Raw genomic sequence first — 21,221 nt, 5'->3', positions numbered from 1 at the left:
GCGCCTCAAACGCCGGCGGGGCTGGAATTGCCCTGCGGGCAATCCAGCCCCGACCGGGCAAAATCCAGCCCCTCCGGCGTTTGAGGAGCAGGGGTCCGGGGACTGGTCCCCGGCAACGGCGCCGCACGCGGCAGCGGGTCCGGGCGGAGCCCGGGGAACGGGCGAAGGGCGGGTAGGGGAACTCCTCCCCCACAGGGCCGCCTCCCGGGAACGGGGTCAGTCGACCAGGTCGCGGACCACCGCGTCGGCCAGGAGCCGCCCCCGCAGGGTCAGGACGGCACGCCCCGCCTCGTAAGGCCCCGGTTCCAGCAGCCCGTCCGCGAGGGCCTTGCGAGAGGCCGCCAGCCCCGCCGCCGCGAGCAACGACAGCGGCACCCCGTCCACGAGCCGAAGCTCCAGCAGGATCCGCTCGACCCGCCGGTCCTCCGAGGACAGCAGCTCCCGCCCGGCCCCGGGCGACCGCCCCTCCGCCAGCGCGGCCGCATACGCGCCCGGGTGCTTCACGTTCCACCACCGCACCCCGCCCACGTGCGAGTGCGCCCCGGGCCCGGCCCCCCACCAGTCGGCCCCGCGCCAGTACAGCTCGTTGTGCAGGCACCGCCCGGCCTCGGAGGTGGCCCAGTTCGAGACCTCGTACCAGGAGTACCCCGCCTCGGCCATCACCGCGTCGAGGATCAGGTACCGGTCCGCGTGGACGTCGTCGTCCGTCATCGGGACCTCGCCCCGCCGGATCCGCCGCGCGAGCTGGGTGCCCTCCTCCACGATCAGCGCATAGGCGCTGATGTGATCGGGCCCGGCCCCCAGGGCGGCCGAGAGCGACGCCCGCCAGTCCTCGTCCGATTCCCCGGGCGTCCCGTAGATCAGGTCCAGGTTCACGTGCTCGAAGCCCGCCGCCCGCGCCTCCGCGACGCAGGCCTCGGGCCGGCCGGGGGTGTGCGTACGGTCCAGCACCTTCAGGACGTGCTGCTTCGCGCTCTGCATGCCGAAGGAGATCCGGTTGAAGCCGCCCGCGCGCAGCTCGGCCAGGTACTCCGGGTTCACCGACTCCGGATTGGCCTCGGTGGTGACCTCGGCGTCCTCGGCCAGCCCGAATTCCTCGCGGATCGCCGCGAGCATCCGTACGAGGTCGCCGGCGGGCAGCAGCGTGGGCGTGCCGCCGCCCACGAACACGGTCCGGACGGCCCTCGGGTCGTCCCCGAGCACCTTCCGGGCCAGCCTGACCTCGTCGATCAGGGTGTCGGCGTAGTTCTCCCGGGAGGCGAGCACGCCGCCGGTGCCCCGCAGCTCGGTGGCCGTGTAGGTGTTGAAGTCGCAGTACCCGCAGCGCGTGGCGCAGTACGGAACGTGCAGGTAGAACCCGAGCGGCCGCTCGCCCGCTCCCGCCAGGGCGTGGGGCGGCAGGGAGCCGTCTTCGGGCATGGGTTCACCGTCGGGCAGTGCGGAAGGCATGGGCCCATTGTCCCGCACTGCCCCAAGGTCGTTTACGGTCCCGCGCGGCGACCCTGACCGGGCCCCTGACCGGGCCTCGGACCGGGCCCGGTGCTACGCCTCCCGGGACCCCTCGTACATCTCCTCGATGAGGTGCTTGAACTCGCGCTCGACGACCGGCCGCTTCAGCTTGAGGCTCGGGGTGAGGTCCCCGTGCTCCACGTCCAGGTCGCGCGGCAGGAGGCGGAACTTCTTGACCGTCTGCCAGCGCTGGAGGCCCTCGTTGAGGGTCTGGACGTAGGTCTCGATGAGCCGGTTCGTCTCGGGCGCGGCCAGGACCTGGGAGTACGTCTTGCCCTCCAGGCCGCTCTCGGCGGCCCAGACCAGGATCGAGGGCTCGTCGAGGGCGATGAGGGCGGAACAGAAGTTCCGGTCGGCGCCGTGGACGACGATGCTGGAGACGTAGGGGCAGAGCGCCTTGAACTGTCCCTCGATCTCAGCCGGGGCGACGTACTTGCCGCCCGAGGTCTTGATCAGGTCCTTCTTGCGGTCGGTGATGCGCAGGTAGCCGTCCGCGGAGAGCTCGCCGATGTCACCCGTGTGCAGCCAGCCGTCGGCCTCCAGCACCTCGGCGGTCTTCTCGGGCTGCCCGTGATAGCCCTGCATGATGCCGGGGCCGCGCAGCAGCACCTCGCCGTCGTCGGCGATGCGGACCTCGGTGCCGGGGAGCGGCTTGCCGACGGTGCCGGTGCGGTAGGCCTCGCCCGGGTTGACGAAGGAGGCGGCGCTGGACTCGGTCAGTCCGTAGCCCTCCAGGATGTGGATGCCCGCGCCGGAGAAGAAGTAGCCGATCTCCGGGGCGAGGGCGGAGGCGCCGGAGACGGCGGCGCGCAGATTGCCGCCGAAGGCCTCGCGGAGCTTGGAGAAGACGAGCTTGTCGGCGACCTTGTGCTTGGCGGCGAGGCCCAGGGGGGCGCTCGCGCGGCCGGTGCGGCGGAAGTTGTCCTGGGTGACCTTGGCGTACTCGCGGGCCACGCCGACGGACCACTGGAAGATCTTGTACTTGGCCCCGCCGCCGGCCCGGGCCTTGGCCGCGACCCCGTTGTACACCTTCTCGAAGATGCGCGGGACGGCCGCCATGTAGGTCGGCTGGACGATCGGCAGGTTCTCGATGATCTTGTCGATGCGGCCGTCGACGGCGGTCACGTGGCCCACCTCGATCTGGCCTGAGGTCAGCACCTTGCCGAAGACGTGCGCGAGCGGCAGCCAGAGGTACTGGACGTCGTCCTTGGTGATCAGGCCGGTGGCCACGGTGGCCTTGGCCATGTACGACCAGTTGTCGTGCGGCAGCCGCACGCCCTTGGGCCGGCCGGTGGTGCCCGAGGTGTAGATGAGGGTGGCGAGCTGGTCGGCGGTGATGGCCGCGATCCGCTCCTTGACCACCTCGGGGTGCTTGGCCAGGTACTCGCGGCCGCGCGCCTCCAGGTCGGCCAGCGAGAGCACCCAGCCCTCGGGGTCCCCCTCGGCCGCGACGGCGTCGGCGGTCTCCACGACCACGACGTGGGCCAGCTCGGGCAGGTCGGCGCGGCGCTCACGGGCCTTGGCCAGCTGCGCGGCGTCCTCGGCGATCAGGATCCGGCTCTCGGAGTCGGAGAGGATGAAGGCCGACTCCTCCGCGTTCGTGCTCGGGTAGACGGTGGTCACGGCGCCGCCGGCGCACATCACGCCGAGGTCCGCGAGGATCCACTCGACCCGGGTGTTGGAAGCCAGCGCGACGCGCTGCTCCGGCTGGATCCCGAGCTCCACGAGCCCGGCCGCGATGGCGAAAACCCGATCGGCGGCCTGTCCCCAGCTGAGGGACTTCCAGTCGTCCGGGCCGCCCTTGCCGCCCGCGGCGGGGACCGGGTAGCGGTAGGCCTCGGCGTTCGGCGTGGCGGCGACACGCTCCAGGAAGAGGGTCGCCACGGTGGGCGGACGGTTCTCGATCAAGGTCTGTGTGTCGCTCACGGACATCCTCCGGACCACGCGGCAGGGCATGTACAGGACTTGTAACTGGCGAGTAACCAACGAGCAGTGATCAGACTAGGGGCCCTCCGCCTGGCGCGTAAGGGCCCCTGGGACGCCGATTCATAACGAAGCGGACGCCCGCGACCCGCGTTCCGCTCCGTGGCCGGATACGCAGCGGGCCCCCGCGCCGGAGCACGGGGGCCTGCTTCGCATCCAATGGCTTCGCCGCGGCTACTTCTTCTTGCCGCCGGACTCGTCACTGGAGAGGACGGCGATGAAGGCCTCCTGCGGGACCTCCACGGAGCCGACCATCTTCATGCGCTTCTTGCCTTCCTTCTGCTTCTCCAGCAGCTTCCGCTTACGGGAGATGTCACCGCCGTAGCACTTGGCGAGGACGTCCTTGCGGATGGCGCGGATGGTCTCGCGGGCGATGACCCGCGAGCCGACGGCCGCCTGGATCGGGATCTCGAAGGCCTGCCGCGGGATGAGCTCGCGCAGCTTGGCGACCAGGCGCACGCCGTAGGCGTAGGCCGCGTCCTTGTGGCAGACGGCGGAGAAGGCGTCGACCTTGTCGCCGTGCAGCAGGATGTCGACCTTGACCAGGCTGCCGGACTGCTCGCCGGTGGGCTCGTAGTCGAGGGAGGCGTAGCCGCGCGTCTTGGACTTCAGCTGGTCGAAGAAGTCGAAGACGATCTCCGCGAGCGGGAGCGTGTAGCGGATCTCGACCCGGTCCTCGGAGAGGTAGTCCATCCCGAGGAGGGTGCCGCGGCGCTGCTGGCAGAGCTCCATGATCGCGCCGATGAACTCGGAGGGCGCGAGCAGGGTGGCCCGTACGACCGGCTCGAACACGTCCCTGATCTTGCCCTCGGGGAACTCGCTCGGGTTGGTGACGGTGACCTCCTTGCCGTCCTCCAGGACGACGCGGTAGACCACGTTGGGCGCGGTGGCGATCAGGTCGAGGCCGAACTCGCGCTCCAGGCGCTCGCGCACCACGTCCAGGTGCAGCAGGCCGAGGAAGCCGACGCGGAAGCCGAAGCCCAGCGCCGCCGAGGTCTCGGGCTCGTAGACCAGCGCGGCGTCGTTGAGCTGGAGCTTGTCCAGGGCCTCGCGCAGGTCCGGGTAGTCCGAGCCGTCGAGCGGGTACAGGCCCGAGAAGACCATCGGGCGCGGGTCCTTGTAGCCGCCGAGGGCCTCGGTCGCGCCGTTGTTCAGGCTGGTGATGGTGTCACCGACCTTGGACTGACGGACGTCCTTCACGCCGGTGATGATGTAGCCCACCTCGCCGACGCCGATGCCGTCGGCCGGGGTCATCTCCGGGGAGGAGACGCCGATCTCCAGCAGCTCGTGCGTGGCGCCGGTCGACATCATCCGGATGCGCTCGCGCTTGTTGAGCTGGCCGTCGACGACACGGACGTACGTGACGACACCGCGGTACGAGTCGTACACGGAGTCGAAGATCATCGCGCGGGCCGGGGCGTCCTTGGGGCCGACCGGGGCCGGGACCGTGGCGACGATCTTGTCGAGCAGCACGTCCACGCCGAGACCGGTCTTCGCCGAGACGCGCAGGACGTCCTCGGGCTGGCAGCCGACCAGGTTCGCGAGCTCCTCGGCGAACTTCTCCGGCTGGGCGGCCGGCAGGTCGATCTTGTTCAGGACCGGGACGATCGCCAGGTCCTTCTCCATCGCCAGGTACAGGTTGGCGAGGGTCTGCGCCTCGATGCCCTGGGCCGCGTCCACCAGGAGGACCGTGCCCTCGCACGCCGCCAGGGAGCGGGAGACCTCGTAGGTGAAGTCGACGTGCCCGGGGGTGTCGATCATGTTGAGGATGTGGGTCTTGCCCAGGTCCTCGCCCGTGTTCGGGGCCCACGGCAGCCGGACGGCCTGGGACTTGATCGTGATGCCGCGCTCACGCTCGATGTCCATGCGGTCGAGGTACTGGGCGCGCATCTGCCGCGAGTCCACCACACCGGTGAGCTGGAGCATCCGGTCGGCAAGGGTCGACTTGCCGTGGTCGATGTGCGCGATGATGCAGAAATTGCGGATCAGCGCCGGGTCGGTACGGCTCGGCTCGGGCACGTGGCTGGGGATCGCGGGCACGCAGTGTCCTGATTCTCGGGTCGCAGTCGGAACGAAGTGTGGGCGTCGGTCTGCGCGAAACGGATCTATACGCAGACTCCCATGGTCCCATGAACCGGAGAGTGCGCTCGGTTTGGGCCGGTCGAACGGCAGCTGGTAGCCTGAGCAGCTGTGTCTCGTGTGCCCTCTAGCTCTACGGGACGCAATCCGAAGATCAAATCTCTGAACCTGCAAAGGCTCTTTCGTGGCGAACATCAAGTCCCAGGTCAAGCGCAACAAGACGAACGAGAAGGCTCGCCTTCGCAACAAGGCCGTCAAGTCCTCGCTCAAGACCGCCATCCGCAAGGCCCGTGAGGCCGTCGTCGCCGGTGACGTCGAGAAGGCCACCGTGGCTTCCCGCGCCGCTTCCCGCGCGCTCGACAAGGCCGTCTCGAAGGGTGTCATCCACAAGAACGCCGCCGCCAACAAGAAGTCGGCGCTGGCGACCAAGGTTGCCTCCCTTCAGGGCTGAGCCCCTGATGTGATCGCCGGGCAAGGATCCAGCGGGCCCTCTCTCCCGCTCCCGACCGGCACTCCGCGCCGCACACGAAGCGTTCGCCACGCGGGTGCGGCGCACCCAGAGAAGTAACCGAAGGCCCCGATCGCCTCCCTTCCCCAGGGCAGCGACCGGGGCCTTCGGCATGCGCCGCGTCGCCGCGGGCGGGCCCCTCAGGCCGGCTCCGCAGGCCTCGCCGGCGCGGCGGGGCGGGCCGAGACCGCGGCCAGGACGGTGGCCGTGAGGATCTCCGGCGCCTCGGCCGGGGTCATCCGTCCGGCCTGCACCTCGGCGGCGGCCGCGTGGACCAGGCTGTAGACGACCGTGACCAGCCAGTCCGCGGACAGGTCGGCGCGCAGCTCGCCGCTCTCCCGGCCACGGCCGATCACGCGGCGGACGGGAGCGAGGATCCGGTCGTGGCGCTCGCGCAACCGCTCGGGCGGCAGCGCCGCGGAGACGGCCGCGAACACCGCGGAGTGCCGGTCGAGAACCCGCCACGAGCCGCGAATGAGCACCCCGAGGGCCTCCTCCACGCCGCCCTCCCCGGCGGGGCCTCCCCCGGCCGCGCCTCCCCCGGTCGCCCCCTCCTCGCCGCCGAGCCCCTCCAGCGTGGCCGCGGCCTCACCGACGGCCCGGTCGAGGGCGGCGTCGAGGAGGGCTTCCCGGGTCGGGAAGTGCGAGTAGAGCGTGACGCGGCTGACGCCGGCGGCGCGAGCGATCGCGGCCATGCTCGCCTGCGGATCGGCCAGGAAACAGTCGAGGCCCGCGTCGACGATCGCGGCGGTGTTGCGCTCGGCGTCTGCGCGGCGGGGGCGGGGTGCGTCGGAGACCATGCCGACAAACTTAACACCACTGTTCACATTCCCCAGGCGAGCCCGCATACTCAATACCTAACACACTTGTTAACTTTAGGAGCGGCTTCGCCATGCCCCCGCACACTCCGCACCCGCAGGACCACCACCAGGACAACCACGCACACCCCCACCCGGGCACCCACCAGAGTCCCCACCCGAGCCATGGCCCACCGCCCCACCCGCGCCGTCGCCCCCTCCTCGCCCTCCTCTGCCTGGCCCAGTTCATGCTCATCGCCGACGTCACCGTCGTGAACGTCGCCCTCCCCGCCATCGGCGCCGACCTCTCCCTCTCCGGCACCGGCCTGACCTGGATCGTCACGGCGTACACCCTGTTCTTCGGCGCCCTCCTGCTGGCCGGCGGCCGGCTCGCGGACCGGTTCGGTGCGGTGCGGACCTTCCTGACCGGGCTGGCCCTCTTCACCGCCGCCTCCGCAGCCTCCGGGCTCGCGGGAGACGCCGCCACGCTGATCGCGGCCCGCTCCGCACAGGGCGTCGGCGCGGCCCTGCTCTCACCGGCCGCCCTGTCGCTGGTCACGACCCTGTTCCAGGGCCCGGCCCGGCATCGCGCCCTCGGGGCGTGGGCGGCGATCGGCGGCACCGGCGCGGCCCTCGGGGTCCTGCTCGGCGGAATCCTTACCGACGGGCCCGGCTGGCGTTGGATCTTCTACCTCAACCTGCCCGTCGGCGCCCTCGCCCTCATCGGAGTACCGCTCCTGCTCGGCCGCCCGCTCCCCGCCACGTCCGCCACGGCGGACCCCGCCCGCCGAACCGCTCCGCTGAACGGGCCGGCGATCCTCCTGCCGACCCTGGCCGCGGGCGCACTCGTCTACGGCCTGACCGAATGCTCCTGGCTCCCCACCATCGCCGCCCTGGCCGTACTGGCCCTCCTGATCGCGACACAACGCCGCTCCGCCAACCCCCTGATTCCCCCCGCCATGCCGGGCCGGCGCTCCCTCCTGGGCGGCAGCGCGGTGATACTGGGGGCGGCGGGCCTGCTCGTGACCGGGTTCTACCTGAGCTCCCTGCACATCCAGCAGTCCCTCGGGCGCAGCCCCTTGATCACCGGGCTGGCCTTCCTCCCCGCGGCGGTGGCGGCCACCGCCGGCGCACACCTGGGCTCCCGGCTGCTCCCCCGCTTCGGCTGGCGCCCGGTCGGCGCGGCGGCGTTCACCGTGGCCGCCGCGGGCGCGGCCCTCACCTCCCTGGGCGGCCTCTGGTCGGGCCTGGTCCCCGGCTTCGCCCTGCTGGCCCTCGGACTCGGCGCGGCCTTCGTGTGCGCCACCACCTCGGCCCTGTCCGAAGTGGCCCCGGCCCACACAGGCCTGGCCTCCGGCTTGGTCGGCACCTCGCACGAACTGGGCGCGGCCATCGCCATCGCCGCCCTGGCCACGGCCGACTTCACCACCCTCGCCTACCCGGCCCTGACCCTGGCCCTGGCCACCCCCTTGCTCCTCCCCAAGGGCCGCCCCGATCCCAACGCCACCCGAACCGCGGCCCACTGACCCACCCACCCCAGGACCAGCGTTCCGCAACCAGCACCGCACACGGCGGCGGCTCCGAGCCGAAGAGCCGGCCCCGCCCGGCCCCGCACCGCCCGGGCGACCGCGACGCGCGGCAGCGCCACGCGCGGCAGGGGCAGCGCCGAGCGGTAGTTGGAGGAGGGTCCGGGCGCAGAGCCCCGGGGAACGGGCGAAGGGCGGGTAGGGGACTTCGCCCCGCGGAGCCCACCGCCCGCACCCGCCCCCGACGTCGGCAGCCCGGCCCGCCTCACGGCCAGGGGAAGCGGTCAGAGGACAGCAGCCAGGCAGGAGCTCAGGGCCCAGAGGGGCCAAGCGCCCAGGCGCCCAGGGGCCCGGGGCCCGGCTTCAAGGCACGGCTCCGGGGCCCGGCTTCGAGGCACGGCTCCGGGGCCCGACAAGATCCGAAAGAGACGGTCTAGGTGTGCATCTGCCGGAGCTTGATTGCACCGGGGTCTGGGTCTTCTGCTTCAGGCGTTCGTAGGGTGTCTGGCCGCCGCGGGCGCCGTGGGGGCGGTGGTAGTTGTAGTAGTCCTCCCACTCGCGGAGCTTGTCGTTGAAGACGCCTGTGTCGTCGATGACGACGCCTTCGAGCATGCGGTAGAACTCCTCGGCGTCGATGCGGTGGGAGCGTTCGACCTTGCCGTTGAGGTGCGGTGATGCAGGTTTGATGTAGGTGTGGGCGATGCCTTTGTCGAGGACGTTCCAGTGGAAGGCGGACTGGAACTCGGCTCCGTTGTCGGTCTGGATCACTTCGACGCGGAACGGCAGGCGCTCCAGGACGTAGTCGAGAAACTGGACGGCGGTCTTCTGGTCGCACCGCGGGTAGATTCGCAGGACCCGCAGTCGGGTGCAGTCGTCGATGGCGGTGAACTGGTAGCACTTCGCCCGCCGTCGTCGCTTGGGCAGGGTTGCGGTGACTGGCGCCGCAGCTGGTGTCTGCTCTGGTAGGCCGATCGGTTCGATGAATTTTACGTCGATCTGGACTCTGTTGCCGGGCTGCTGCTTCTCGTAGCGGGTGTAGCGCTTGTCGTGCCGCTTGTAGCGCTGAGAGGCCGGCAGACGGTTCATCCCGAGCCTTTTGAGGATGCGGTAGACAGCGGAGCAGGCGATGTCGATGTCGTGGTACCGCTTCAGGTACATCTTGATCTTCATCGGACCGAAGTGGTAGTGCTTCCGCAGGTAGACGATCTTGTTGACGACGTCGTCCTCGGTGGCGTGGGGGCAGTGGTGGGGCTTGCTGGAGCGATCCCGCAAGCCCTCAAGGCCCTCGTCCTGGTACCGGCGCTGCCACTTGTAGAAGCAGGTGCGGCTGATTCCGTAGTAGCGGCAGGTCAGCGCGACGTTCCCGGTGACTTCTTCGGCGTGTCGTAGGACCGCCAGCCGATGTTGGGCCTGGCGGTCCTGCTGCTGTTGCGGCGAAGGGGGCATGGCAGACCTCCGTCTATTCGGAGACCCATGTGTAACCAACGTCCGGCAGTTTTATACCTAGCCCCGCCGGGTCCGCGCCGCACGGGCGACCGCGACGACCGCCTTCTCCAAGGCGTACTCCGGGTCGTCACCCCCGCCCTTGACCCCCGCATCCGCATCCGCCACCGCACGCAGCGCGTCCGCGACACCATCCGCCGACCATCCCCGCATCTGCTGCCGCACCCGGTCGATCTTCCACGGCGGCATGCCGAGGTCCCGCGCGAGGTCCCCCGGACGGGCCCCCCGCGGGGCCGAGGCCAGCTTCCCGATCGCCCGTACCGCCTGGGCCAGCGCGCTGGTGATCAGGACCGGAGCCACACCCGTGGACAGCGACCAGCGCAGGGCCTCCAGGGCCTCCGCGGCGCGCCCTTCCACCGCCCGGTCGGCGACGGTGAAGCTCGAGGCCTCGGCCCGCCCGGTGTAGTAGCGGCCGACCACGGCCTCGTCGATCGTGCCCTCGACGTCCGCGCACAACTGCGCGGCCGCGCTCGCCAGCTCCCGCAGGTCACTGCCGATGGCGTCGACCAGCGTCTGGCAGGCCTCGGGCGTGGCCGAACGGCCCAGCGTCCGGAACTCCCCCCGCACGAACGCCAGCCGGTCCGCCGGCTTCGTCATCTTCGGGCAGGCGATCTCACGGGCACCCGCCTTCCGCGCCGCGTCCAGCAGGCCCTTGCCCTTGACGCCGCCCGCGTGGAGCAGGACGAGGGCGATCTCCTCGAACGGCGCGGCGAGGTACGCCTTGACCTCCTTGACCGTGTCAGCCGAGAGGTCCTGCGCATTGCGTACGACGAGCACCTTGCGCTCCGAGAAGAGCGAGGGGCTGGTCAACTCGGCCAGGGTGCCGGGCTGGAGCTGTTCGGAGGCGAGGTCACGCACGTCCGTGTCGGCATCGGCGGCGCGCGCCGCCGTCACGACCTCCCGCACGGCGCGGTCGAGCAGCAGGTCCTCCTGCCCCACCGCGAGGGTGATCGGGGCGAGCGGATCGTCGGTGGAATTCTTCCTGGTGGCCATCGCCTCCAGCATCCCACGCCGTACTGACAGACCCTCGCGGCCCGGCCCTTCACATCCCCTTCCCGGCCCCCTGCCACGGCTCCCTCCCCCATGCCCGAGAATGTCCGGGTGAACGTGCGACATGTACTGGTCCTGCCCGACCGCGACGCCGCCGACGAGGTGGCGCGGGAGCTGGCCGACCGCTTCGGCCTCCCGGAGGAACCGCAGCTGGTCCGCGACGCCCTCGCCGGCGAGGACGACGCCGAGGACGCCCAGTGGCTGGTGGTCGTCGAGGACCCGAGCGAACGGCTGGACGCCACGGCCCTGGACGAACTCGCCGCCGAGTACGACGGCTGGCTCGAAGCCCCGTAACCTCCGGCGCGGCGACGCGGCGGACACGACACCACCCGGCGGCTGACCGCGCCCCTCGGCACCTGGCGTCCCCCGCCGCGGCGGTCCGCGCATCCGGCGGATGTGCGGGCCGCCGCGGCGCAGCGGCCGCCGGCCCCCGCGCGCGGCCGCCGCACCCCACCCGGTCAGGCCTTGTGTACGACCTGCATGTCCAGGGTCACTTCCACGGTCGAACCGATCGCCGCGATCCCGTGCGCCAGCATCGACTGCCAGTTCAGCGTGAAGTCCTCGCGGTTCAGTTCGGCCGTCGCCCGGCAGGCCGCCCTCGGTTCGCCCTCCAGGCCGGTACCCAGCCCCAGGTACTGGGTGTCCAGGGTCACGGACCGGCTGACCCCGTGGAGGGTGAGGGCGCCCGCCACGGACCAGCGGCTTCCGCTGCGGTGGATGAACCGCTCGCTGTAGAACTCCACCGTCGGGTGGCGGGCAGCGTCCAGGAAGTCCGCGGAGCGCAGGTGGTCGTCCCGCATCCGCAGTCCGGTGTCGATGCTCGCCGCGTCGATGATCACGCGCATGGAGGAGTCCTCCATCCGGTCGGCTATCCGCACCGCGCCGGCGAAGGTGTTGAACCGGCCGTTGATCCGGGCGAAGCCGATGTGCCGGGCCGAGAACCCGATCGAGGAATGTCCCGGGTCGAGCTCCCAGTGGCCGGGCTGCGGCAGCAGCGGCGGGTCCACCGGGTCCAGGACGATCTCCCCGGTGCCGGGCTGCGCCGGGTCCCCCACCAGCGTCGCCCCGTGGAAGGGCGCGTACCCCTCGGCCGTGACGGCCAGCCGGTACTCGCCCGCCGGCACGGTCGCCGTGAAACCGCCGTACGGGTCGGTCTCCCCGCTGACGATCCGTCGGCCTATCGGGTCGGTCACCTCGAACTTGGCCTGCCGGACCGGCTGGTGGACCGTGTCGAGCACCCGGCAGCTGAGCAGCCGCGCGGTATGAGGAAGCGTCAGTGTCGCGGATGTATGGGGACTGGCGCTTCCGGCCGTCTCCATCCCCCGTCTGCGACTGAACATGGTTTATGCACCCCCGTGCTGTATGGGCTTGGACCGCTCTGGCGAAAACGCATTCGATCATGCTGTCGGGTTGCGGGCAAACGGAGTGGTCACTCCTGGTATGCCCGGGACGGCCCCGTCGGCGAATGGCCGGGAACGCGCGCAGTCGCGGGCCGCTGCCGGTGACGGCGACCGAACCGTCTTCGTCCGTGCGCAGCACTGCCGCGCCGAGCTCCCGCAGCCGGGCGAGCGTACCCGCCGCGGGGTGCCCGTACCTGTTCCCGGCGCCCACGGGGACGATCGCGAGGCGCGGCCGGATCCGCTCGTGCAGGCCGGGATCCTGATGGGCGCTGCCGTGGTGGGCGACCTTGAGGACGTCGACGGGCCCCAGTTCCGGATGGTTCCTCAGCAGGGCCTGCTGGGAACCCGGTTCGAGGTCGCCCAGCAGGAGGAGGGTCAGGCCCGCGGCGCGCACCAGCAGGGCCACGCTCGCGTCATTGGGGCCCTCGGGGAAGGCGTCCCCGGCCGGCCACAGCACCTGCCACTCCAGCGGCCCGGCCCGGCGCCGCTCCCCCTCCACGGCGCGGACGAGGGGAACCCCCGCGGCGGTCGCCGTCCGCCGTACGAACGCGGCCTGCCCGGGCGGTTCTTCCAGTCCGGTGACTTGCACCACACCCACCGAGCGGCCCTTGAACACCCCCGCCAACCCGCCCACGTGGTCGGCGTGAAAGTGCGTCAGCAGGACCAGCGGCACCCGGCTCACGCCCAGCTCCCTCAGGCACGCGTCCACCGGCCCCGGCTCGGGGCCCGCGTCCACCACCACGGCCGTACCCGGGCCGACCGCGAGTACGGCGGCGTCCCCCTGGCCCACCGCGCACTGGGTGTAGATCCAGTCGGGCGGTGGCCAGCCCTTGACCGTACGAATGACCAGTGGCGGCCTGAGTACGGCGAGGATCAGCAGCACGGCCAGGGCGGAGGCGAGCCATCGTCCACGGCCGACCCGCCCGCCGAGCAGTACCGCCGCGAAGGTGGCCGCGGCGAGCAGCAGCCCTCCGCCCACCCCGCCGGGCCAGCCCAGCTCCGCCCCGGGCAGCCCCGCCCCGCTCCGGGCCACGGCGGCGATCCACCCGGCGGGCACGCCCGCGCACCAGGCGAGCACCTCGGCCACGGGCCGGCACACCGGGGCCGCGGCCAGCGCGGCGAACCCGAGGATCGTGGCGGGTCCCGCCGCCAGCTCCGCCAGCAGGTTGCAGGGCACCGCCACCAGGCTCACCCGGGCCGACAGCACCGCCACGACCGGCGCGCACACCGCCTGGGCGGCCGCCGCGGCCGCCAGCGCCTCGGCGAGGCGGGGCCGCGTCCCGCGCCGCCGCAGGGCCTCGCTCCACCGGGGAGCCAGCGTCAGCAGGGCCCCGGTGGCCAGGACGGAGAGGAGGAAGCCGTAGCTCCGGGCCAGCCAGGGGTCGTAGAGCACCAGGAGCACGACGGCGGCGGCCAGCGCCGGGATCAGGGATCTGCGCCGCCCGGTGGCGATGGCCAGCAGGGTGACCGAGCCGCAGGCCGCCGCCCGCAGCACGCTGGGCTCCGGCCGGCACACCACCACGAAGGCCAGGGTCAGTGCCATCCCGCACAGGGCCGTCGCCCGCAGCGAGAGCCCCAGCCGCGGGGCGAGCCCGCCGCGCTCGGCCCGCTGCGCGCGGGCCGGGGCTCCGATCAGCAGGAAGAGCACCACGGTCAGGTTGGAGCCGGACACGGCCAGCAGGTGCAGCAGATCGGTGGCGCGGAACGCGTCGTGCAGATCGGGCTCCACCCGCGAGGTGTCCCCGACCACCAGCCCGGGCAGCAGGGCCCTGGCGTCCGGGGCCAGCCCGTCGGTGACCTCGCGCAGCCCGGCCCGTAGCCGCCCGGCGATCCCCTGCACGGCGTCCGGCCCGCCGGTCACCCGGGGCGGGGCGTCACCGGCCGGACGGAGCAGGGCGACGGCCCGCTCCCCGTCCCGCGCCGGAGCCAGCCGGGCCACCACCTCGACCCGGGTCGAGGGCTGCAGCCGGGCCCACCCCGGATGCCCCGCCAGCACCCGTACCGGGGTCGAGACCCGGGTCCGGGCACCGTCGGGCCCGGTCACTCGGGTCACCACCGCGTCGAGCAGCACCACCGGCGGACCGCTCCCGGTCCGGGCCGTCCGCGGATCGGAGCCCACGGTGAGGTCGGCCAGCACCCGCGCGTGCTCCCGGGCCAGCTCCGGGACCGGACCGGCCCGCGCCTCGGCCCGCTGGAGCCCCGCCACCCCGGCTCCGGCGGCCGCGCACAGCAGGACCGCCGCCAGGGCCGTCCGGACCGGCGCGGAGCGCCCCCGGCCGGCCAGCATCAGCAGCCCGGCCGCGCCCACTCCCAGCCCCGCCATGAGGGCACTCCGTCCGACGGGCATCCCGAGGCCCACGGCGGCCGCCCCCCACAGGGCCAGAGCAGGCCCCACCAGCCGCAAATCCACCGGCCCCGCATCCCCCGCGCCCTGCTCCCTCCCGTCCGAACCCCCCTCACCCACCCCGACCAGACCCGGCTCAACGCACCCCCTCCCGCCCGAACCCCCCGCCAAGGCCCCCCGAGCGGCCGGACCCGAAGCATCCGCACCCCGCCCCGGTCCGCCGGGCCGGCTCACGGCCGCACCAGCTCGCGCAGGTCGGCGAATCGGCGCTCGCCGATCCCGTTGACCTGGCGGAGGTCCTCCACGGAGCGGAAGCCCCCGCGCACCGTGCGGAAGTCCACGATGTGCTGCGCGAGGACCGGTCCCACCCCCGGCAGGCCGTCCAGTTGCTCGGCCGTGGCCGTGCCGAGGCTCAGCGGCCCGGAGGCGGGACCGCCCCGGCCGGTCGGCGGCGGTGGGGCCGGAGCGCCCACCAGCACCTGTTCGCCGTCCATCAGGACGCGGGCCCGGTTCAGTCCGGTGGTGTCCGTCCCGGGCCGCACTCCACCGGCGGCGGCCAAGGCGTCCTCGACGCGCGAGCCCGACGGCAGCCTGCGCACCCCGGGATCACGGACCTTGCCGCTGACGTCCACTAGGATGGGACCGCCCCCGTGGCCCGCCCGCACAGCTGTCGGGGCCGGCAGGGCGGCCGCCGCGGGGGCCACCACGGCGGGTGCGGTCACCGGCCGGGGCCGGGCCGCCCCGAACTGCTGCACGGCGAATCCGACGGCGACGACGAGCACCACCGAGACGGCCACCACGGTCCGCGGCTCCACCCCGCAGCGGGTTTGGAGCCACACGGGCAGCCGCTCCCGCAGCGCGAGCCACCGTAAGACCCGGCCGCGCGCCTCCCGATCCTCGGGCGCGGCCTCACCCCGGGCAGGCCCCTCGGGCCGGACCACCGGAGAGGACCCGGCCGGTGGATCCGGACGGGTGGGAGCCTCCGGCTCGGCCGGCGCCCCGACGGATCGGCCGTCCCGCGGCCCCGCCCCGGCCGGCGGCGGAGCACCCGGAGGACGGCCCGCTCCGAGCAGGGCCTCGGCCCGGCGGCGCACCACCGCGGGATCGGGGCGGCCGGGTCGCTGTCCGCGGCGGTGCCGCAGACGGCTGTCGGAGAGGCGGGGACGGCCGGGGCCACTGGTGGCGCCGGCGGGACCTGACGTGCGCGTACGAAGAGTCATGCCACGACGGTAGGACCGATCACCGACACGCGTTCGGAACCTTCAATTCCGGTGGATGGAGAGCTTGTTGTGGATATCTCCACCACCCGATCCGGTGATCAGCGCGGGGAGACGACCGCCGCCAGCAGCCCCGGTCCGGTATGGGCCCCGATCACCGCACCGACCTCGCTGACGTGCAGCTCGACCAGCCCGGGGATGCGCTCGCGAAGCCTCTGCGCCAGCTTCTCCGCGCGTTCCGGGGCCGCGAGATGATGGACGGCCACGTCGACGGGGCCCGATCCCGCGCGTTCGACGGCCAGCTCCTCCAGGCGAGCTATGGCCTTCGAGGCCGTGCGCACCTTCTCCAGCATCTCGATCCGCCCGCCGTCCAGCGTGAGCAGCGGCTTGACCGCGAGCGCCGAGCCGAGGAGGGCCTGCGCGGCCCCGATGCGGCCGCCGCGGCGGAGGTAGTCGAGGGTGTCGACGTAGAAGTACGCGGACATGCCGGCGGCCCGCTTCTCGGCGGCGGCGACGGCTTCGTCGAGGGAACCCCCGGCTTCGGACACCTCCGCCGCGGCCAGGGCGCAGAAGCCCAGGGCCATGGCGACCATGCCGGTGTCGACGACGCGGACGGGCACCGGGGCGGTCTTCGCGGCGAGAACGGCGGCGTCGTAGGTGCCGGAGAACTCCGCCGACAGGTGCAGGCTGACGATGGCCGTCGCACCGGCCTCCACGGCGGAGCGATAGGCCTGGACGAAGTCCTCGGGGCTGGGGCGGGACGTGGTGACCGAGCGGCGCTTCTGCAGGGCCAGGGCAAGGCTCCTGGCGGAGATCTCGGTGCCCTCTTCCAGGGCCTCGTCGCCGAGGACCACGGTCAGCGGGACGGAGATGATTCCGTGCCGCGCCATGGCCGGTTGGGGCAGGTAGGCCGTGGAATCCGTGACGATCGCGACATGGCGGGACATGAGGCGGAGGTTACCGGCAGTGGAGGTGTTCCGGCAGCCCGGGTCCACCGGCAAGCCTCCGGCCGCGGTTCCGGGTGCGTGCCGGCCGGGCCGGCTCTGGGCGCTCGGCCGGGCTCCGGCCGGGCCGACGGCGGGCTGTCGCCCAAGCCCCCGTCGGGCCACCCTCTGGGCTCCGGCCGGGCGGCGGGCGGTCCGGCCCTGCGGGGCTGGGTCCCCTACCCACCCTTCCACCGTTCCCAGGGCTCCGCCCTGACCCGGTCCCCAAACGCCGGACGGGCTGGGAAGCGGTACCGGGCTACGCCCAGACCCCCCTGGGGCTCCGCCCCAGACCCCGGTCCTCAAACGCCGGACGGCTGAATTGGCCCTGCCCCCAGACCGTCTCCTGACACCCCGCTCAGGTCGTCGCCTCCGGGCGGCGGGTCTTCTGCCAGGGGTATGAGGGGGGCGGGGTGGGTTCCGTGAGGGCCGCGGGCTCGGGGGTGTTCCAGGTCTGGGTCGTGGGCGTGGCGGCCGGCTCGGGAGTCGAGTGGGGGAAGGCGTCGGACGGGGCGCGGGACCAGTCCCTCAGGGCGCCCGACTCGACGTCGATCTGGTCCGACAGGTGCGAGAGGTCCTCCTCCGCGAAGCGCCGCGCGCGGTCTCGCGCCGCCCAGCGCAGCGAGTCCGAAGCCTGCGTGATCTGCGCCGTGCGCTCCCGCAGGTCCGGCAGCACCGCCGCGATCCGCTGCCGGTCGGGCTCCGCCTCCAGGCGCTTCAGTTCGTCGTCGAGTTCGTGCCCGTGCGCGCTCAGCCGCTCGAACAGGCCGATCGACTCCTGGAGCGAGGCGTCCGTCTGGACCCCCTGGTACAGCGCCTGCTGCGTCGCGCGCATCGAGTTCCGCAGGTCCAGACGCAGCGTGGCCAGCGCGCCGGGGACACCGATCTGGCCGAAGCTGCGGGCCTTCAAGGTGGTGTCCTCCACCGTGCGGCGGGCCTGGGTGATGGTCCGGTCCACCCCGCGTGCGGCGGCCTTGACCACCTTCGTCGTCACGTAGGCACCGAGCCCCAGGAAGGCGAACAGCAGCACTAGGGCCACGATGATAAAAGCCTCCATGAGGGTCCCTTCCCCAGCCGTTTACGTCCCTTCCACCGTAAACGCCACGGGCAGGCCGCGGGTTCCAATCGAACCCCCAACCTGCCCGTACGGGATTACCCCTAGACGCCTCAGACATCGGACGTCAGACGTCAGACGACGGACGTCAGACGACGGACGTCAGACGACGATGTTCACCAGCTTCGGCGCGCGCACGATCACCTTGCGGATCTCCGCCCCGCCCAGCGCCGCCACGACCGCCTCGTCGGCCAGCGCCAGCTGCTCCAGCTCGGCGTCGGAGATCGCCGGAGAGACCTCCAGGCGGGCCTTGACCTTGCCCTTGATCTGGACGACGCACGTGACGCTCTCGTCCACGACGTACGCCGGGTCCGCGACCGGGAAGTCCTGGTGGACGACCGACTCACCGTGGCCCAGGCGCTGCCACAGCTCCTCGGCGATGTGCGGCGCCAGCGGGGCCACCAGCAGCACCAGCCGCTCCGCGACCGAGCGCTCCAGCGGCCGGCCCGCCTTCGTCAGGGTGTTGTTCAGCTCGGTGATCTTCGCGATGGCGGTGTTGAACCGCAGGCCGGTCATATCGCCGCCGACCCCGTCGATCGCCTTGTGCAGCGCGCGCAGGGTGGCCTCGTCCGGCTCCGCGTCGACGACCGTCACCGTGCCCGTCTCCTCGTCCACCACGTTGCGCCACAGGCGCTGCAGCAGCCGGTACTGGCCGACGACGGCGCGGGTGTCCCAGGGACGCGAGACGTCCAGCGGGCCCATCGCCATCTCGTACAGGCGCAGGGTGTCCGCGCCGTACTCCTCGCAGATCTCGTCCGGCGTGACGGCGTTCTTCAGGGACTTGCCCATCTTGCCGTGCTCACGCTTGACCGGCTCGCCCTGGTAGAAGTAGCCGCCGTCGCGCTCCTCGACCTCGGCCGCAGGGACGTACACACCGCGCGAGTCGGTGTACGCGTACGCCTGGATCATGCCCTGGTTGAACAGCTTGTGGAACGGCTCCACCGAGGAGACGTGCCCCAGGTCGAACAGCACCTTGGACCAGAAGCGCGCGTACAGCAGGTGCAGCACCGCGTGCTCGGCGCCGCCCACGTACAGGTCGACGCCGCCGTGCGGCTGACCCTCGCGCGGGCCCATCCAGTACTGCTCGATCGCCGGGTCGACCAGCGCCTCGGAGTTGTTCGGGTCCAGGTAGCGCAGCTCGTACCAGCAGGAGCCGGCCCAGTTCGGCATGGTGTTGGTCTCGCGCCGGAACGCGCGCACCCCGCGCCCGTCGCCCAGGTCCAGCTCGACGTTGACCCACTCCTGGTTGCGCGACAGCGGGGTCTCCGGCTGGGAGGCCGCGTCGTCGGGCTCGAAGGTGCGCGGAGAGTAGTCCTCGACCTCCGGCAGCTCCAGGGGCAGCATCGACTCGGGCAGCGGGTAGGCGACGCCGTCCTCGTCGTAGACGATCGGGAAGGGCTCGCCCCAGTAGCGCTGACGGCTGAACAGCCAGTCGCGCAGGCGGAAGTTGACGGTGCCCTCGCCGATGCCGCGCCCGGCCAGCCAGTCGGTGATCGCGGCCTTGGCCTCGACCACGCCCAGACCGTCCAGCGTGATGCCCTCGCCCGTCGAGTTGACGATCGTGCCGTCGTACGAGGAGAACGCGCCCTCCCACTCCAGCGGGTCGGCGTCGCGGTCGTCCGTGGGCTGGACGACGCAGCGCATCGGCAGCTCGAAGGCGCGCGCGAACTCGAAGTCGCGGCCGTCGTGCGCCGGGACGGCCATGATCGCGCCGGTGCCGTAGCCCATCAGCACGTAGTCCGCGATGAAGACGGGGACCAGGTCGCCGCTGACCGGGTTGGTCGCGTACGCGCCGGTGAAGACGCCCGTCTTGTCCTTGGCCTCGGCCTGCCGCTCGACGTCCGACTTCGCGGCGGCCTGCTTGCGGTACGAGTCCACGGCCTCGGCGGGGGTCGCGTTGCCGCCGGTCCACAGCTGGTGGGTGCCCGCGGGCCACTCGGCCGGGACGATCTTCCCGACCAGCTCGTGCTCGGGGGCCAGCACCATGTAGGTGGCGCCGAACAGCGTGTCGGGGCGGGTGGTGAAGACCGTGATGGCCTCGCCCTCGCCGACCGCGAAGTCCACGCGCGCGCCCTCGCTGCGGCCGATCCAGTTGCGCTGCTGCAGCTTGATGGCCTCGGGCCAGTCCAGCGCGTCCAGGTCGTCGATCAGGCGGTCGGCGTAGGCCGTGATCCGCATGTTCCACTGGCTCAGCTTGGACTTGAAGACGGGGAAGTTGCCGCGCTCGGACCGGCCGTCGGCGGTGACTTCCTCGTTGGCCAGTACGGTGCCCAGCCCGGGGCACCAGTTGACGGGCGCGTCCGAGGCGTACGCCAGCCGGTACCCGTTCAGCACGTCGGCGCGCTCACCCGCGCTCAGCGCGGCCCAGGAGGCTCCGCCGGGCAGCTCGCGGGAGCCGTCCTCGAAGGAGGCGACCAGCTCGGCGATGGGCCGGGCCTTCGCGGCGTCCGCGTCGTACCAGGAGTTGTAGATCTGCAGGAAGATCCACTGGGTCCACTTGTAGTAGTCCGGGTCGATCGTCGCGAACGACCGGCGCTTGTCGTGGCCCAGGCCCAGCCGGCGCAGCTGGACCTTCATGTTCTCGATGTTCGCCTCGGTCGACACGCGCGGGTGCGTACCGGTCTGCACGGCGTACTGCTCGGCCGGCAGGCCGAAGGCGTCGAAGCCCAGGGTGTGCAGGACGTTGTGGCCGGTCATCCGCTGGTGACGGGCGAAGACGTCGGTGGCGATGTACCCGAGCGGGTGGCCGACGTGCAGGCCCGCGCCCGAGGGGTACGGGAACATGTCCATGATGAACTTCTTGGGGCGCGCCACCACCGTCGCGTCACCCGCCAGGTCACCGGTCGGGTTCGGGGCCTCGTACGTGCCCTGCGCGTCCCATACGTCCTGCCAGCGTGCCTCGATGTCGGCGGCCATGGCAGCCGTGTAACGGTGCGCCTCGGCCGCCTCGGGGGCCGGGGTGTTCGTCTCGCTCATGATTCCTGAAGCTCCATCGATCGTCTCTGCCGGCTCTGCTGCCCAAACGAAAAAACCCCTCGCACAGGAGGGGGCGCCGCGCCGGGCCGACCGCTTCGTGGGGTCGGAACTGTTCAGCGCGGCTCGGTAAGCAGAAGGCGTACGGCACGCATGGCGTCAGGGTACCGCAGCGGCCCCCAGCGGTGCTCTGCCCTTCCGGCCGGTGGACGCACCCGGTGGGACGCACCCGGTG

At 72.3% G+C, this 21,221-nt stretch carries 13 protein-coding genes and 2 pseudogenes; 3 read left to right on the top strand and 12 right to left on the bottom strand.

Going from position 1 to position 21,221, the window contains the following annotated elements:
* Positions 1-216: 216 nt before the first annotated feature.
* The 3 genes from hemW to lepA form a co-directional block, all read right to left on the bottom strand.
* Complete coding sequence (gene hemW / locus OG730_RS27850) at positions 217-1,449, bottom strand: radical SAM family heme chaperone HemW (RefSeq protein WP_327306799.1); 1,233 nt, start codon at positions 1,447-1,449, stop codon at positions 217-219.
* Positions 1,450-1,542: 93 nt separating this feature from the next.
* Positions 1,543-3,435 (bottom strand): AMP-dependent synthetase/ligase, encoded by a 1,893-nt coding sequence (locus OG730_RS27845; protein ID WP_327306798.1) that lies wholly within the window; start codon positions 3,433-3,435, stop codon positions 1,543-1,545.
* A 231-nt stretch (positions 3,436-3,666) separates the two neighbouring features.
* The gene (lepA, locus tag OG730_RS27840; protein WP_327306797.1) at positions 3,667-5,532 is read right to left on the bottom strand and encodes a translation elongation factor 4; all 1,866 of its coding nucleotides are present in this window, start codon (positions 5,530-5,532) and stop codon (positions 3,667-3,669) included.
* 223 nt (positions 5,533-5,755) lie between these two features.
* Here lepA and rpsT point away from each other — a divergent pair, with 223 nt between their 5' ends.
* Entirely contained in the window at positions 5,756-6,022 is a 267-nt protein-coding gene (gene rpsT, locus OG730_RS27835) for a 30S ribosomal protein S20 (protein ID WP_250739437.1), read from the top strand.
* A 197-nt stretch (positions 6,023-6,219) separates the two neighbouring features.
* Here rpsT and OG730_RS27830 read toward each other — a convergent pair whose 3' ends face one another.
* Positions 6,220-6,879 (bottom strand): TetR/AcrR family transcriptional regulator, encoded by a 660-nt coding sequence (locus tag OG730_RS27830; protein ID WP_327306796.1) that lies wholly within the window; start codon positions 6,877-6,879, stop codon positions 6,220-6,222.
* Between the two features lie 92 nt (positions 6,880-6,971).
* Between OG730_RS27830 and OG730_RS27825 the strand changes: the two genes are divergently transcribed.
* On the top strand, positions 6,972-8,402 hold the full coding sequence (locus OG730_RS27825; RefSeq protein ID WP_327306795.1) for an MFS transporter: 1,431 nt from the start codon (positions 6,972-6,974) through the stop codon (positions 8,400-8,402).
* 468 nt (positions 8,403-8,870) lie between these two features.
* Here OG730_RS27825 and OG730_RS27820 read toward each other — a convergent pair.
* Together OG730_RS27820 and holA are read right to left on the bottom strand one after the other, a co-directional pair.
* A pseudogene (locus OG730_RS27820) lies at positions 8,871-9,848 on the bottom strand (IS481 family transposase); the annotation flags it as partial.
* Between the two features lie 57 nt (positions 9,849-9,905).
* Positions 9,906-10,898 (bottom strand): DNA polymerase III subunit delta, encoded by a 993-nt coding sequence (gene holA, locus OG730_RS27815; RefSeq protein ID WP_327309448.1) that lies wholly within the window; start codon positions 10,896-10,898, stop codon positions 9,906-9,908.
* Between the two features lie 90 nt (positions 10,899-10,988).
* Between holA and OG730_RS27810 the strand changes: the two genes are divergently transcribed.
* Positions 10,989-11,249 carry a hypothetical protein gene (locus OG730_RS27810; RefSeq protein ID WP_327306794.1) on the top strand — a complete coding sequence of 87 codons (261 nt, stop codon included), beginning with the start codon at positions 10,989-10,991 and terminating at the stop codon, positions 11,247-11,249.
* Between the two features lie 164 nt (positions 11,250-11,413).
* Here the strand turns inward: OG730_RS27810 and OG730_RS27805 are convergent, their stop codons facing one another.
* From OG730_RS27805 to leuS, 6 genes and pseudogenes are all read right to left on the bottom strand, one after another.
* Positions 11,414-12,295, bottom strand: a complete 882-nt coding sequence (locus OG730_RS27805; protein WP_442815033.1) for a YceI family protein — start codon at positions 12,293-12,295, stop codon at positions 11,414-11,416.
* Between the two features lie 136 nt (positions 12,296-12,431).
* Positions 12,432-14,828 (bottom strand): annotated as a pseudogene (locus OG730_RS27800) (ComEC/Rec2 family competence protein); the annotation flags it as partial.
* A gap of 101 nt (positions 14,829-14,929) precedes the next feature.
* On the bottom strand, positions 14,930-15,919 hold the full coding sequence (locus OG730_RS27795) for a ComEA family DNA-binding protein (RefSeq protein WP_327306793.1): 990 nt from the start codon (positions 15,917-15,919) through the stop codon (positions 14,930-14,932).
* Between the two features lie 98 nt (positions 15,920-16,017).
* Entirely contained in the window at positions 16,018-16,863 is an 846-nt protein-coding gene (locus OG730_RS27790; RefSeq protein WP_327306792.1) for a DegV family protein, read from the bottom strand.
* A gap of 394 nt (positions 16,864-17,257) precedes the next feature.
* Positions 17,258-17,956 (bottom strand): hypothetical protein, encoded by a 699-nt coding sequence (locus OG730_RS27785; RefSeq protein WP_327306791.1) that lies wholly within the window; start codon positions 17,954-17,956, stop codon positions 17,258-17,260.
* Between the two features lie 159 nt (positions 17,957-18,115).
* Complete coding sequence (leuS, locus tag OG730_RS27780) at positions 18,116-20,989, bottom strand: leucine--tRNA ligase (RefSeq protein WP_327306790.1); 2,874 nt, start codon at positions 20,987-20,989, stop codon at positions 18,116-18,118.
* Positions 20,990-21,221: the final 232 nt, after the last annotated feature.

Origin of the sequence: Streptomyces sp. NBC_01298 (genome assembly GCF_035978755.1) — a bacterium.
Lineage (GTDB): Bacteria > Actinomycetota > Actinomycetes > Streptomycetales > Streptomycetaceae > Streptomyces.
Note: the sequence above shows the minus strand (reverse complement) of the source record. Positions and strands in the feature narration are given on the sequence as shown.